The following is a 15,242-nucleotide window of genomic DNA, read 5'->3' as shown; positions in this document are numbered from 1 at the left end:
CAGCATGCCAGCAGTCAAAAACACGACATCTGTAAATAGCCAGAACACGACATTAGGATATGGCCGCTACAAGATTTGAGTTCGATAATTCACGTTATGTAAAATATGAATTCTCAGATCAACACGTCGCTGTCTTTGAATCGAAATACCGAGGGCGGTAAAGTCTCGGTGCGAATGGATCGGCTCCATGAAACCGCCCGAAAACGCCACAAAAGTACGTTCACAACAGCATGCCCATGGATCGAAGTCGCTTGGAAATTTCGGCCGCCAATCTCTGCCCCTCTTTTAAATGAAAAAGACTATAACTAACAGTTAAGCCAGCATCCGTTGTCTTCTGCATGCAGGATTTTTTCTCTTCGGCGCACGGGGAAAGAATACTGTATGCCCCTTCAACATCTTTTGCCAAATCCTTGAGAGAAACATTGTGTTGTTTCGCCATTTGTTCTAGGAAAGAAATCATGGAGTCCTCGGCGTGAATTGGAACTCTCTTTTTTTTCCCATTGACTGTATCCTCGACACGTATTGAATAGCTCGAAAAGACATGATAAAGACCTCCAATCTTTAGCACGCCCGCGTTGTTGGCGAAATTCTTTGCGTAACGCTCCACTATCACATCCGGAGGAACGAGATCCTTGTGGTTGCCACGATATGCCCAGATAGCGTTGAAGGAAAGCGGATTATCTGGGTCGAACAATCCAATTGGGTCCTTAGCCGCAGCCAGGCCAAAAGGATCAGCCCATGCGAGGGCATTGGGGGCATATTGATATAGGTTTACCCCGCCTGCGAGCCGAAGGGGGTCTTCGCTTACAAATTGCCCTAGCCGGGTATCGTAATATCGGTTCCGGTTGTAATGGAGCCCGGTTTCCTCGTCAAAATACTGCCCTTGAAACCGCAGCGGCTGATCAACCCAGAGCTTCATTCCAAGTCGACTGACATTACCCCACACCCCGTAACGCCCACTCCAGGCAACTGTGCCTGATTGGTCGGCAAGGTGGGTTGGCGCCCCATTGGGATCTGTATGGAAGAACACATGCTGTGTCTCGCATCTGGGCGTCGAGGCAAGTGGCTCCGTAGGTTGCTGATCGCCTCCATCGGCATGTAACGCTTGTTTCGGGTACGCGCATCGAATCCCCGCCAGCGGCCGAAAGGTACCCGGATAGTACACCCACTCACTCGCATCCCGGTATTCGTTAGCTGGCTCTGGCAACATAGCAGTCGAGCCCTCTGCGCTCTTCAAGTCCGCGTCGGCCATTGCGTCTGCCAGTAAGCTGCGATCGTCCGCATCACTGTGCGCGATCTCTGCCACCAGCGCATCGCCTTCCCAGAAAAAACAACAGGTACGCGCCCCATTGGTCCAGCCGGAAGCTGCGTCGTTCTGTGCGCCACGCTGGTGCTTGATCTGCGTGACCTTCCGGGTGCGCCGATGGAAGACGTCGTACGCATAACGCGTGTAGATGCGCGAATTGCCGACTAGAGGGTTTCCCGAGGGGCGCACCATCAGCGTTTCAATTAGCAGCCCATCGCCATCCCAGCGCAACAGCAGGTCCTCTTGTGCGCCCCGCTTACACAATAGGTTGCCGATCGAGTCAAATGTGTAATGGCAACCATCATACTCACCCTCACGCAACCATGTGTCGGTTTGCAGCCCGCAGTCAAATAAGACGGTCCGACTTCCTTCGGTGCCCTGACGGTTCCGTGTCTTCAATAAATCGCCCGCCGAGTCGTACAGGAACTGGCGCAGCATGCCAGTCGGATCGAGGTGGCCGGTCAGCTTGCCCACCGGGTCGTACTCGAAGCGTTCCGTGCCGAGTCGGGAGTCCCGTTTTTCGGTCATTTCACCGTTGGCGTCATAGGCGTATTCCGTGGCAAACACGGCGCCGGTGCCGACAAGCAGCGCTTGCTGGGCCAATTGTCCATCCGGCGTGTAGGTCAACTCGCGCCGCAGTACCTCACCCAAGTGTTCGACGCGAACCCGCCCGAGTGCATCGCGTTCGATCGTGACCGGCGCCGCATCGTCGATTTGAATCGAGGCGACCGCGCCGAGCGCGTCGTAGCCGTAGCGCACGATGTGTGAGACTGTTTCGGTGCCCGTTTCGAGCTGCGTGCGTCGCTCGATGCGCCGGCCAGCCGCGTCGTACCGGTAGGCAATCACGAAGTCGTCGCCCTGCTGTTCTTCAACGAGACGACCCGCGTCGTCGTAACGCAGTTCGACACGGCTGTCCGGATTTGTCGCGACGATCAACTGGCCACGTCGATCGTATGAGAATGTTTCGGTGCGGACACCGTCGGGTTGCCGAGGGTCCGGCACTTGCTTTTGCACAATGCGCCCAAGCGCGTCCGTCTGGTAGACAATCGCCTGCCCCAGTGGGTCGATGCTGCGCCGCAGTTCGCCCAGCGGGCCGTACTCGTAGCGGCGCGGTTGACCCCAGTAATTGACCTCCTCGACAATCCTGCCCAACCCATCGCGCTTGAGTTCGTAGAGCTCGCCGCGCTCGTTGATTACACCGACCAGTTGTTCCTCAGTATCGTGGCGGAATTCGACGACGTTTCCGTCCGGCGTCTGCCTTATGCTCACCTGCCCCAGCGCCGAATAGGCCAATTGCGTCACATTGCCGGTCGGATCGCGGTAGCGCACCAGATTGCCATCGGCATCATAGACACAGTGGGCCTCGCGCCCGCCTGGTTCGAAGGCGCGTGTCAGATTGCTGTTGCTGTCGTATTCGTAACGGCTCGCCTGCCCGAGCGCGTTGACGATCTGCACCAGGTTCCCAAGCGCGTCGTGCGTGTACTCGGTGCGATGTCCAAGTGCATCTGTCAGCACCGCAAGGTGGCCATCCCGGTCGTAGTCGAACCGCATCACCACTCCGAGTAGCCCGGTATGCGCGACGAGCTGGCCGTACTGGTCGTATTCGTAACGGACGCTGGCTGGAGATGGCGTTGTCTGCGTCAGCAGGTTGCCCCGATCGTCCCACGTATAGTGCCATTGTCCGCCCTCGGGCTCCATCCCGCACACCAGCCTGTGGTCGACGTTGTACTCGGCGCGCAGTACGCTCCCGTCTGGCAGGGTCTGCATGAGCAGATTGCCGTAGGTGTCGTATTCCCACCTAGTGGTGCGTCGCGCGGCATCGATTTTCGCGTTGGTGCGCCCCTGCGCGTCGTACCGGTAACTCGCTACGCCACCCAACGGATCAACCTCCGCCACCGGCATCCCACGCTCGTTCATCTGCGTTACCGTCGTATACCCGAGCGAATTGGTGACGCGCGTCTCCATCCGCGCGCGATCGTAGACGAAGCGATAATCGAATAGCCCGTTGTCACCCCAAGCATGATCGACACGCCACATGCCGTCGTCGCCCTGCTGGTAGCTGTAGTAGAACGACACGCCCCGCGCGCTCGTGTGGCTCTCCATCCGGTGCCCGGCCGCATACTTGAAATGATGCGGATGCGCCATCGCATCGATAGCAGTTGCCAGATTGCGCTCGCGGCTGTGCTCGTAGCTCACGAGCGGATGCGCGTTTCCGTCCGCATCGATCAGCGTCAATGAGGTCAACAACCCGGCGTGCAGCCCGCGGCCCATACCGCATTCGACAAAACGCTCGGTCTGCCCGTCGCGCCTCCACTCGACGAGACGCTCGAGCCCGCCATACATGTCACGCTCGAACACCCACGCATTGCCGTTGAGATCGGCCATGCGATCGATCGGCAACGTGAATCGCGAATCGCCATCGAGCGCCGCAATGGCATCCCGCCAACGGGACGGCAACACGAATCCGTATTCGATTCCCTCGCGCGTGCGAAGTACCATCCGCCCACCGTCGCTATACAACGCGTGCCCATGCTGCCAGTCATACGTGCGCGCCGGCCAGCCGTCGTCCACCGGCACCACGTTGAAAGCGGTCGCATGATCCGGAAAATGTGCGATCGCGCCGATCCCGTCTTCGTTGTGCGTCAGTTCGAGCCGGATATCGGCCGGCGTCTGCCAGCCGAAGCCCACTGCGCCCGCATGGCGATCATGACTCGCGTAATAGCGATTCCACACGAGCGGGAAGCGACCGGACACGGTGAAGTCTTTCTGCTGCACAACCACTTCGCCCGTCGTCACGTCGACCGGCTCCGCCTTCAGCACCGTGCATCGTAGAAATCCCGACTTCAGATGCAGTTTGTCCGCGAGATCCTTCGCCCACTTCGACCCCCGAAACGCCTTGAACAACCCCTTCGCCGCCGCAGCCATATTCACAATCGGCGGCCCACCCACCAACACCGGCCTTCCTGCCGGAATTGGCAACATCACCGAACTCGGCATCGACGGATAAGTCCGATCCGTATGCGCGCTGTTATGCGGAGGCGGCTCCATCCCAACCGACCAGCAACTCAACGCCTCAAGCGCCATGTACGACATCGGATCGTTGTTGGCGAGCACCGTCTTGCTGCCCATGAACGATTCCCCGTCGTTCGACGGTTCAACCTCCTCAGGTGGCGGCGCAAATGACTCCCCGAGAGGGAAATGCAACCCCGGAACGTGATACGCATGCGTCCCTGCCGTGGCCCGCATCATCCCGTTCACAAAAATCGGCCTGCCGCTGCTTCCCCCCGATCCGACGTTCGAACCAAGATCATCACTGATGCGGTTCTTGATCTTGTTGGCCTCTTTCGCCAGCCGCATCCCCTCCGCGACGTTGGGATCGTCCTTGAAGTCCGGCAATTTTCCGCCACCCGTCAAGTCGTTGACCTGCTGGCTTGCTTCATCGGCCAGGTGTTCCAGCTTCGTCACATCGTCGGGATGATCTTCGATGTATTCGGTCACCTTCTCCTGAACGATCATCATTGCAATGCAGCCGACCACGGCCTTTGCGGCCTGGATGTACTCGCGCTTATCGAGCATGAACCCGACATGTGGGTGCGGCAGGAACACCGGCGGTGTACCAGGCGTAACCAGCACCGAATGAACGTCCACGCCAACAACCGGATCGAGATGCTTGACGGCTGGAAGTGCCACGGTTTCGTCCCCTCGCGCTCACTCAGCGCCCGCCGCGCAACGCAGCGACCTTCTCGCTCAACGCGTTGCGCCGCCGGTCCATCGCACCCAGTTGCGACACCATCCACTCGACAACCATCGGCAGGTTGCTGTTCACCCGCATCGGCTCGTCGATCATCAACCCTGCATCGAGCGCATTGAACCCGGCCTCCAGCGCATGCTCGCGCTCCCCTGCCCGTTCCCAGCACACGGCGCTCATCCGCCACGCCTCGACCGTCATCAGCCCGTCCTTCGCCGCCGTAGTCGACGCCGTCGCACGCTCGTAGCAATAAGCCGAGTGCGCATAGTCCTTGTGCGCCAGATGCACGCTCGCCTCGCCGAACAACCCGTTCGCAACGAGCTTGTGGCCCGCCGGATGCCCCGCCTCGACCGCGCGCATGCCGCTGCTGGCGGCGCTCTGGTAAGCCTCGATCGCCCGCTCCCGATCGCGCCATTTCAGATACGCGGCCCCCGCAATCAGATGCACGACAACGCATTGATCGAACCACTGTTCACGCTCCGCGACCTTCAGTGCCGCCGCACGCAGTTCCTCCAGCCGAGAAGGACCACCGCCTTCGATCATCTCGGTCAGCATCACGAAATGCCGTCTAAACTCACCGCTCGGCCCGCGCTCGCCCGATTCCGCCAGCAATTCGCGCGGCACGCTCGCCATCGAATACTTGCCTTTTACGACGCACACCGCAGTCCGATGCCGTTGCATCAACGCAGCAAACGGCGCGATATCGATACGCGGCACGACGAAGCGCACGCGCTCGGCAAGCTGCGGCGCGACCGCAAGGATCGACAGCAAGTCATCCATCCAGCGCACCCATGCTGCATCATCCCGCACTGCCACAGGCTCCAGCACGAACACCATCGCCGGAAAAATGTCCGGATGGTGCTGCATCAGGCTGTCGGCAACCGCGAACAGATAGAGCACGGGATTCTTGCCGTCGTCATATGGCGGCTGCCAGTCCGCACGTACGCCCTGCGCAGCGGACCCCGCTCGCCGGCTGTCGTAGAACGCGATGAGCTCATCCACCAACGCTGACGCATAACCCGCTTCATTGACGAACGACGCCCGCATGGTCCTGACCGCGCACGACGTTTCATCCTGGACCTGGAAATACAGCCGGACGAGCTCCGCATCCGTCTCGTCGGTCTGCCAGATCATCACTCGCGCGTCCTGCTCTTTCGCGAAACTCATCCAGTCCGAATGCGCATCCATGAACCTGCGTTCTATCGGATTGGTCGGCTGCCAGTTCTGCATTCGTGCGGGCCTCCGTCACGGATTCAGTTTCAGTACGGCACCTTCGACCGTGTGCTCGGCAGTCGCCGACGACGTCACCGTCTTGCCGTTCACGCTGTGGGTGTTCGTGCCGGTCGATGCGACGTTGACGCCCTGGATCGTGATCGTGCCGTCGCTCTTCATCACGATGCTGGACATCCCGCAGACGAGCGAAAGCTGGTCGCCGGCGTTGACGAGCACCTGATGCTGCACGTTCGTCGTATGGTTCGCGCCGACGTTGACGGTGTGTTCGCCGCCGACCGTGTGCGTATGCGCATTCGCGATCGTCGACGTCCGCGTGCCGATCTCTTCGGTATGCGCCGATGCAACCAACGTCTTCATGTCCTTTGACGTCGTCTGATACATCTGTCCGACGTTCAGCGTCTTGCCTTCGCCGATTGTTTCCGTCTTGCCATGCGTGACCGATTCCGTATGGCTGCCGCCGATCGTCGCCTCACGATCCGACGCGATCGTCACGGTCTCCTTCTTCCCGACCGTTCGCGTCCGGTTCCCTCCCACCCCATGCGTCTCATCCACCCCGATCTGCGCGACCCGGTTCTTGCCGATATTCACCGTTTCGTTCTGCCCGACGCTCCGTTGCCGGTTGTTCTTCACCTGCATCGTTTCGTCGTTCCCGACCGTATGCGTATGGTTGTTCCCGACGGAAAGCGTGTGATCGGCCTCCGTCTCCGCATCGAAATTCCGCTCCGCATGCATCCACAGCTGCTCGGCGCCCTTCTTGTCTTCGAAGCGGAACGCGTTCGCATGCTCGGTCGTCCCGCCCGGTGACGACCGGGACAGCAGCCCGCTTTGCGTCGCACTCCCCGGCAGCCCCCACGGCGGCATCTTCTCGCCGTTGTAAACCCGCCCGGTCACGATCGGTTCGTCCGGATCGCCGTTCAGAAAATCGACGACGACCTCGTCGCCCACGCGCGGAATCTGCACGCCCCCGAATCCGCCCCCCGCCCAAGGGCTCGACACCCGCACCCAGCACGACGAATCCTGGTTGCTCTGCCCGTATCGATCCCACCGGAACTGCAGCTTCACGCGCCCATACTGGTCGGTCCAGATCTCCTCGCCGGGCGGCCCGACCACGGTAGCCGTCTGCGGCCCGTTGGTTCGTGGCCGCGGTGTATCGCGCGGCGACCGGTAAGGCTGGCTCGACGGCTGCACGATCATCATCGTCTGATGCACGACGGCCTCCGCGCCCCGATCGCTCGCGTAAGCGTTCTCCTGAAAGCGGTACTGGCACCGCACGATCAGATATTCGCGATTCTGGTCAGCACGCGGACAATGCTCGAGCGTGAACAGATACCCAGGCGCCGCACCGCGCACGTCCGTCTCGGCACTCGCCCGCTCATGCTCGGCCTGCTGTTCCTCGAGCCGCACGCGGCTGTAATGCGCACCCGGCGCATCGTCGCGATACCCGCCCGGCCATTCGAACGACGCGAAGCCGTCGTGATCATGGCCGCGTGGGTCGACTTTCTGCGTCGACAGATCGGCACGCGGCTTCGTATAGTCGTAGTCGGTGGTCTGATGCTTGCCGACGCTCACTTCCTGCGCGGGCAGCCACGCGTCGATGTGCTCCTCGTCGGCGATTGCGGTGCGATCCTGCGCGATGTACGGGATCGTTTCGTAGCCGGGCAACGCGGTGTGCGACGACATCGCGTCGCACAGCACGAGCGTGTGACTGTCGGCCGCGTGCCGGAAGTAAAAATAGATACCCTCGAACTCCATCAGGCGCATCACGAAGGCGGTATCGGATTCGTTGTACTGCACGCAGTATTCGCGCGGCACATACGCGTCGGTCAGCTTGTTCTCGATGGGGAAACCGTAAGGCGCGAGTACTTCCTGCACGATGTCGGGCACGGTGCGGTTCTGGAAGATCCGGCAGTCGGAACGGCGCGTCGCGAGCCACAGCCACGGCCGCACGACGAGTTCATAGCCGTAGTGCCGCTCGGCACGCCGGCCGCCGAGCGACGCGCGCGCGACGATCCCGTTCAGGTAGCGCGTCGACAGGTCCTGTTGCTCGATCCGCACGGTCACGGGTTTGCCGAGAAGATCCTTCAGCGACAGGCTGTGGCTGTCCGCCAGCGCCTCGATCCGGAATTCGAACAGGCGGCCGAGTTCGTCGCTGCCGTCGAGCGTGTGGAATTTCAGGTCGTCGCCGTGCGGGCTGTCGAGTGTGAATACGCGATTCACGTCGTTCCCTCCTCGTCGAACCGGTAAGCGAATTCGCCGCCGGCCGCGCTGACCTCGATCGACGCCAGCGCGCGGCCTTCGAGCGTGGCCTCGAGGATCGCGCGGCCGATCCGCGGCATCACGGTATGCGTGAGGATCGCGTCGACCATCCGGCCACCGGATTCGATGGTCTGGCAGCGCTCGACGATCAGCGCGGTCGCCGCATCGGTGCAGCGGAGCCGGATCCCGTGATGCAGGTCGATCCGCTTCTCGAAACGCCGCAACTGCAGTTCGACGATGCGTGCGAGCGTCGCATCGGTCAGCGGGTAGTAAGGCACGACAGTCAGCCGGCCGAGCAGCGCGGCCGGGAACACGTCGAGCAGCGGCGCGCGCAGCGCGTCGGCAAGCGTCTGCATGTCGGGCAGATGGTCGGGATCGCGACACAGCCGCATCACGCGATCGGCGCCGACGTTCGAGGTCAGCAGGATCACCGTATGCCGGAAGTCGATGTCGCGGCCTTCGCCATCCTCCATCCAGCCCTTGTCGAACACCTGGAAGAAAATCTCGTGCACGTCGCGATGCGCCTTCTCGATCTCGTCGAGCAGCAGGACGCTGTACGGCCGCCGGCGCACGGCCTCGGTGAGCACCCCGCCCTGTCCGTAGCCAACGTAGCCGGGCGGCGCGCCCTTCAGTGTCGATACCGTGTGCGCTTCCTGGAACTCGCTCATGTTGATCGTGATCGCGTTGCGCTCGCCGCCGTACAAGGTGTCGGCCAGCGCGAGCGCGGTCTCCGTCTTGCCGACGCCGGACGGCCCGCACAGCAGGAACACGCCGTGCGGCTTGGTCGGATCGTCGAGCTTCGCGCGTGCAGTCTGAATCCGTTCGGCGATCAGTTCGACCGCGTGACGCTGGCCGACGACGCGTTCGCCGAGGGTCTCGGCAAGCTTCAGCACGGCCTGTGTCTCGTCGCGCACCATCCGGCCGAGCGGGATGCCGGTCCAGTCGGCGACGACGGCGGCGACCGCATGCGTGTCGACGGCGGGCAGCACGAGCGGTGCGTCGCCCTGCATCTCGGCCAGTGCCTGCTGCGCGGCGGCCAGACGCGCCTGAACGTCGGCGCGTGCGGCCGCCGAGCGTGCTTCGGACGGCGTCTCGTCGAGGAGCGCGGCGCGCGACTCGACGATCGCCGTCAACGCATCGCGCTCGGCCTGCCAGCGCGTGTCGAGTCGATCGAGTTCCGTCTGCACCGCGGCAAGCTCGGCATCGATCGCGTCACACCGAGCGGTGTCGCCGCTGCCGAGCGCACACTCGCGTCCGATCCGTTCCCGCTCGACGCGCAAGCCTTCGATGCGCCGCCGCGCGTCCTCGATCGGCGCCGGCACCGCGTGCTGGCTGACGGCGACGCGCGCACAAGCCGTGTCGAGCAAGCTGATCGCCTTGTCCGGCAGTTGCCGCGCGGGGATATACCGGTGCGACAACGTCACGGCGGCCTGCAGCGCGTCGTCGAGCACGAGCACGCGATGGTGCGCTTCGAGCTTCGCGGCGAGGCCGCGCAGCATGGTCGCGGCGGCCGCCTCCTCGGGCTCGAGCACGTGCACGAGCTGGAAGCGGCGGGTCAGCGCCGGATCCTTCTCGATGTACTGCTTGTACTCGGACCACGTGGTCGCGCCGATCGTGCGCAGCAGGCCGCGCGCGAGTGCCGGCTTCAGCAGGTTCGCCGCATCGCCGGTGCCGGCCGCCCCGCCCGCGCCGACGAGCGTATGGACTTCGTCGATGAACAGGATCGCCGGCCGCTCGGACGACATCGCTTCGTCGATCACGCCGCGCAGCCGGCTCTCGAACTCGCCCTTCACGCTCGCGCCGGCCTGCAACAGCCCGATGTCGAGCAGGTACAGCGCGACNACGACGGCGGCACGTCGCCGGCGGCGATCCGCAGCGCGAAGCCCTCCGCGACGGCCGTCTTGCCGACGCCGGCTTCGCCGACCAGCAGCGGGTTGTTCTGCCGGCGCCGCAGCAGGATGTCGACGATCTGGCGGATCTCCGCGTCGCGCCCGATCACGGGATCGATCTCGCCGGCGCGTGCGCGGGCCGTGAGGTCGACGGCGAAGCGTGCGAGCGCCGAACCGTCGGCGGCCGATGCGGAGGCTGCGGCGCGCGCCGGAGAATCCCCGCCCGCGCCGGCCTGTCCGGCCGACGGCGTTTCGGGCGAGCCGTCGACGATCGCTTCGAGTTCATCGGCAAGCACGTCGGGCACGATGCGCTCGAACTCGCGTGCGATCGCGTACAGCACGTTGCGCAACTGCGGCGTCTTCAGGATCGCGAGCAGCAGGACCGCGCCGCGAATCCGCGCCACGTCGTATTTCAAGGTGGCATAGACCCACGCGCGCTCGACCGCGTCGTCGATGTGCACGGACAGGTCCGACACCGATCCCGCGCCGCGCGGCAGCCGGTCGAGCGCGGCAACGAGCCCGCGTTCGACGGCGGCCTCGTCGATCTCGAATCGACGCAGCACGCGCTGCAGGTCGCCGTCGGGTCGCTGCAGGAGCTGCTTGAACCAGTGCGCGAGTTCGACGTACGGATTGCCGCGCAGCCGGCAGAATCCGGTCGCTTGCTCGAGCGTCTCGTAGAGGAGCGGATCGAGCTTTCCGAACAGGTTGACGCGGCCGATATCGGACATGACGGTTCCCGTTTAGGCGGTTTCGCGATGAAGGACGGCGCCGGTGCGCGGCGGGGCGCCACGGCGCGCGTCGTAACGGACGACGAGATCGCGCGCGGGCCCCGCTTCGAGCCGCTGCCCGAGCCACGCGGTACGGCCGAGGCCCTGCGCCGCGCCGAGCGCGATCGCCGGCACCGCGTCGGCCGCCAGTTCGAGCTGCACGTCCCAGTCGAACTCGATGCCGACGTACTCGCGCACCCAGTGCGCGAGCTGCCGCGCGTGCGGGCCACCCGGCAGGAAGCGCCGGTACGCGTCGAGCGACAGCGGCCCGAGGACGATCCGGAAATGCGCTTGCGCATCGCGCACGGCGATGCCGAGCGCGACGCCGCCGACGCGCAGGGTCGGCCGCGTCGCGCGGATCACGCAGCGCTGTGTGCGTTCGATCGCGACCCAGCGCGGTACATGCTCGACGATGCGTGCGTCGACACCGAAATGGCGCCGCAGGATCTGCGCGAGCCCTTCCGGGTTGCGCGTGTGCCGGACGAGATGACCCGCATGGAAATAAAGGGCGTGCGGCGCGAGCGCGTCGGCAGCGGGGCGTTCGGCATCGGTCCGCGCGGCCGGCCCGTCGCCATGCGCCGCGCGCCCGACCAGGCTCGCGACGTACGCGTCAAACCGTGCTCGCCCGGGGCGATCGAGGCTCACCGTCGGCTGCGCGTCGGCCCATGCCCGGTAGAACAGCAGGATCAGCCGGTGATGGAACAGGTCCGCGAACGCGGTGAAGGTCGGGTCATCGTGCTGGGCCGCGCGCTCGTGTGCGTATTCGGTCAGGTGAGTCGGCAGCGGTCCGTTCGGCCCGAACAGCCCGAAGCCATGGATCGCGATGCGCGGCCGTACGACGCCACCGTCACCGTCGGTAACGCCGGCCAGCATCGACGCCGCGAACGCGAGCGACGGCTGCTGCCCGAGCCGCACGGGTTCGTCGCGCGGCCGCGCGGCATGACCGAGCGGTGCACGGCCGGGCGACAGCGCATCGAGCCAGCGCAGCGCCTGGAACAGGTCGTAGCCATGCGGCGCGGCACGCAGCCGCGCCCACCACGCATCGCGGCGTGCGGCATCGGCGGCCGGCTGCGCGCCGGCGGGTATCTCGTGTTTCATATCGCGGGCCGCCTGCCGACGCGCGCCGGCCAGTGCGCGAGCGTGCCGCGCTGCGCGCTGGTCAGCACGCATTCGGCGAACGCGTTGATCGAGACGTGCCGCGCGAAGAACTGTTCGAGCACCGCGCCGAGCAGGAATGGGCTGTCGCCGGAGAACGCATGGTCGTCCACGGTCACGTCGACCTGCACGCCGCGCCCGAACATCAGCGGCCCGAGCGCCGGCAGCCGCCGGAACACCGGCGAGAACGCGACGCGCCGCACGCCGTCGATCTGCCGGCGCATCGCCGCATCGGCCGGGTCGGCGTGCAGGCCGAGCAGTTCGCGCAGCACGTGCGCGCCCTCCTCGTCGTCGAGATCGGTCAGCGTCTGCCGGGCCAGCCCGAGATGGCGGATCAGTCGCCAGGCTGTCTGCGCATCGGCGATCGGCGGGCGCGGCCGCGACGGGCCGCGAATCGCGACGACACGCTCGACGGGCGCCGAGATGCGCAGCGTGAACGCGTTCGCATCGCCCGGCGGCAGCAGCAGCGCGAGATCGCGGTTCGTGCACAGCGTGTCGACGGACAGGTAGCGCATCGTCTCGTCGTACGGCGCGCACTGGCTGTCGACGAGCGACACGTAGGCTTCGCTGCCGACGTAGCCGGTGCGCGTGCCGTTCGCACGTGCCTGCGCGGACACCAGCCGCGGCTCGCGCCGCACCGTGTAGTACGCGCCGTAGTTGCCGTCGTCGCGCGCGAACGACGCGTGAAACGGCCGGAATTCGCGCGACTGGCCGTCGTCGCGCTGCTCGCTCGCGAGCCGCTGCACCGCATAGATCTCGTGATCGAGCGGCCGGCTGCGATCGACGACGACATGATGCTCGCGCGCGCCGGGCTGTAACCGGATGCGGTCGCCGCGGCGCGCGAACAGGTTCACGGCCGGCGTGCAGTTCAGCGCCAGATGCCGTGCATCGACGGCCGCCTCGAGCGCCGCATCGTGCCGGTCGAACAATACGGTCAGCTCGCATTCGTCGCCGGTGGCGCGCGCAAGCGCGGCACGCAGCCCGCCGATGCTGAAGAACAGGAAGCGCGCCGGAAACGCGAAATACTCGCGCAACAGCCGGTAGCCGTGGAAGCTGCGTCCGTCGTCGGGCAGGATAGCCTGCGCCGGGTCGAAACCCTCGTGGCCGATCGTGTCGGCGTCGAGCGCATGCAGCCAGCGCGGCGGCTGTGCCGGATCGTGGCAGACGACGCCGAGCGCATGCGCGGCAATCAGTTCGAGCAGGTGCAGCGCGTCGCGCTCGGGGCCCGCGAGATGAAAGGTCAGCCGTTCGAGCGGCAGTTGCGAGAGTTTCGCGCCGCCGCGCGCCTTGAGCCGGATGCGCAGCGCGCCGCGCGCGTCCTGGCGCGCCGGTACGGCCCCGCGTGGCAGCCACGACGGCGCGCCGGTGACGGTCGCGTCGGTCAGTTCGAGCGGCCACAGCGTCAGGTCGTGCGCGGTGCGGAATTCGCACGCGGTCTGCTCGGACGCGGCCGGCCGCGCGCGCAGCGCGGTGCCGGCCGGCAACCGCCAGCCCTGTGCGAGGCTGCCTTCGTTCAGCATCGGCGCGAACCGCACGATCGCCATCGACGGCAACGGCGCGAGGTAACCCGGATACACGGCATCGAGCAGCGCCTGCGTGAAGCGCGGAAACTCGGCGTCCATCTTCAGCTGCACACGCGCGGTGAGGAAGCTGAAGCCTTCGAGCAATCGTTCGACGTACGGATCGGGCGGCCCGGATTCGTGCAGCCGCAACCGCGCCGCGACCTTCGGGAACTGCTGCGCGAATTCGTCGCCGAGTTCGCGCAGGTACGCGAGTTCACGGTTGTAGTAGTCGAGCAGGCGCGTATCCATCGTGTCAGTTTCCCGCTGACGACTGCAGCGACATCGCGCCCGTCTCGAGATCGAGGTCGGAGCGCAGCACGAATTCGACCGGATGCGGGATCGACCACAGCGTGCCGCGGATCTCGAACAGCAGCACGTTGTGACGCGGTTCGCCGGCGCGCCCGTCCGCTGCATCGGCGATGCTGCGGACCTCGACGCTGTCGGGCGCGATGCGCGGCTCGAAGCGGACGATCGCGTCGCGGATCGACGCCTCGACCGACATGCGTTCGACGTCCGACATCGGCTTGCCGACGAGCGGCCGCATCCCGTAATTGAGCACCGATGCCTGCGCGTGCGCGAACGCGGCCCAGTCGACGAAGCCATCCTCGGCATTGCGCGTATTGAGCAGCCACGCGAGGTCGCGCAGCACGGCCGAGCGCAGGCGCTCGGCGCCGATCCATTGCGTGCCGGGCGGATCGGTCGTGCGCTGCGGCGCGTCGTCGGTCAGCCGGTCGAGCAGCGCCGGTTGCAGCCGGTCGCGCATGCCGCCGTGCCGGCCGTCGCGGGTTTTCGGGTCGTCCATCGTCATCGGTCCGCGGTCACATCTCGGTGTTTTCCTTGATGTTCCAGCCGACCGACACCTCGGCGCCCTTGCCGCCGTTGTCGTTCTGCTGCCAGTACTGCTTCTTCACCTTCGCGGCCTGGAAGCCGTAGTGCATCATCAGCCGATCGGCCGCGTCGCCGGGATCGATGCCCGCGACCTGCGCGGACGTGACAAGCACTTCCTGCAGCGTCACGCGCATGAACTCGATCTGCGAGCCGCCGGTCTTGCACGCGGAGATCTCGACCTTCGGCAAGTGCTTGCCGCTTGCGCAGTTCTTGATGATCGCGGGCGCGCCCTTGTCCATGTACGCGGCCACGACGAGATCGTTGAAGCTGGCCTTGCCCGCATTGCCGCCGCTGCCGCTCGCCATCGCGCCCGGCTGGCTCGCGCCCCACGTGAACGATTCGATGTCGGTCCAGCCCTTGTGCTGCGCGTCCGCCGATTCGCCGGTCACGCCGTCCACCTTCATAAACATTGCCACGCCCATTGCCGTCTCCGTTTCG

General features: G+C 65.0%; 7 protein-coding genes and 1 pseudogene. All 8 read right to left on the bottom strand.

The genetic code is table 11. The features are described 5' to 3' along the window. Positions 1 to 220 precede the first annotated feature (220 nt). Entirely contained in the window at positions 221 to 4,996 is a 4,776-nt protein-coding gene (locus tag ACTJKF_RS04810) for an RHS repeat-associated core domain-containing protein (protein ID WP_440622429.1), read from the bottom strand. A gap of 22 nt (positions 4,997 to 5,018) precedes the next feature. Then, positions 5,019 to 6,284: a hypothetical protein gene (locus tag ACTJKF_RS04805; RefSeq protein ID WP_440622428.1), complete on the bottom strand. Its 1,266-nt coding sequence runs from the start codon at positions 6,282 to 6,284 to the stop codon at positions 5,019 to 5,021. Between the two features lie 15 nt (positions 6,285 to 6,299). Further along, positions 6,300 to 8,504: a type VI secretion system tip protein TssI/VgrG gene (gene tssI / locus ACTJKF_RS04800; protein WP_440622427.1), complete on the bottom strand. Its 2,205-nt coding sequence runs from the start codon at positions 8,502 to 8,504 to the stop codon at positions 6,300 to 6,302. Continuing rightward, positions 8,501 to 11,160 (bottom strand): annotated as a pseudogene (gene tssH, locus ACTJKF_RS04795) (type VI secretion system ATPase TssH). Before tssH ends, tssI begins: the two are co-directional and overlap by 4 nt. Positions 11,161 to 11,172: 12 nt before the next feature. Then, entirely contained in the window at positions 11,173 to 12,297 is a 1,125-nt protein-coding gene (gene tssG / locus ACTJKF_RS04790) for a type VI secretion system baseplate subunit TssG (RefSeq protein WP_440622426.1), read from the bottom strand. Next, positions 12,294 to 14,165, bottom strand: coding sequence for a type VI secretion system baseplate subunit TssF (gene tssF / locus ACTJKF_RS04785; RefSeq protein ID WP_440622425.1), 1,872 nt, complete (start codon positions 14,163 to 14,165; stop codon positions 12,294 to 12,296). The genes tssG and tssF overlap by 4 nt, the downstream gene beginning before the upstream one ends. A 4-nt stretch (positions 14,166 to 14,169) precedes the next feature. Beyond that, positions 14,170 to 14,718: a type VI secretion system baseplate subunit TssE gene (tssE, locus tag ACTJKF_RS04780; RefSeq protein ID WP_440622424.1), complete on the bottom strand. Its 549-nt coding sequence runs from the start codon at positions 14,716 to 14,718 to the stop codon at positions 14,170 to 14,172. A gap of 16 nt (positions 14,719 to 14,734) precedes the next feature. Next, positions 14,735 to 15,226, bottom strand: a complete 492-nt coding sequence (locus ACTJKF_RS04775; protein WP_057927224.1) for an Hcp family type VI secretion system effector — start codon at positions 15,224 to 15,226, stop codon at positions 14,735 to 14,737. Positions 15,227 to 15,242 lie beyond the last annotated feature (16 nt).

Source organism: Burkholderia sp. 22313 (genome assembly GCF_052045245.1).
Classification (GTDB): domain Bacteria; phylum Pseudomonadota; class Gammaproteobacteria; order Burkholderiales; family Burkholderiaceae; genus Burkholderia.
This window is presented reverse-complemented; position numbering and strand designations above follow the sequence as displayed.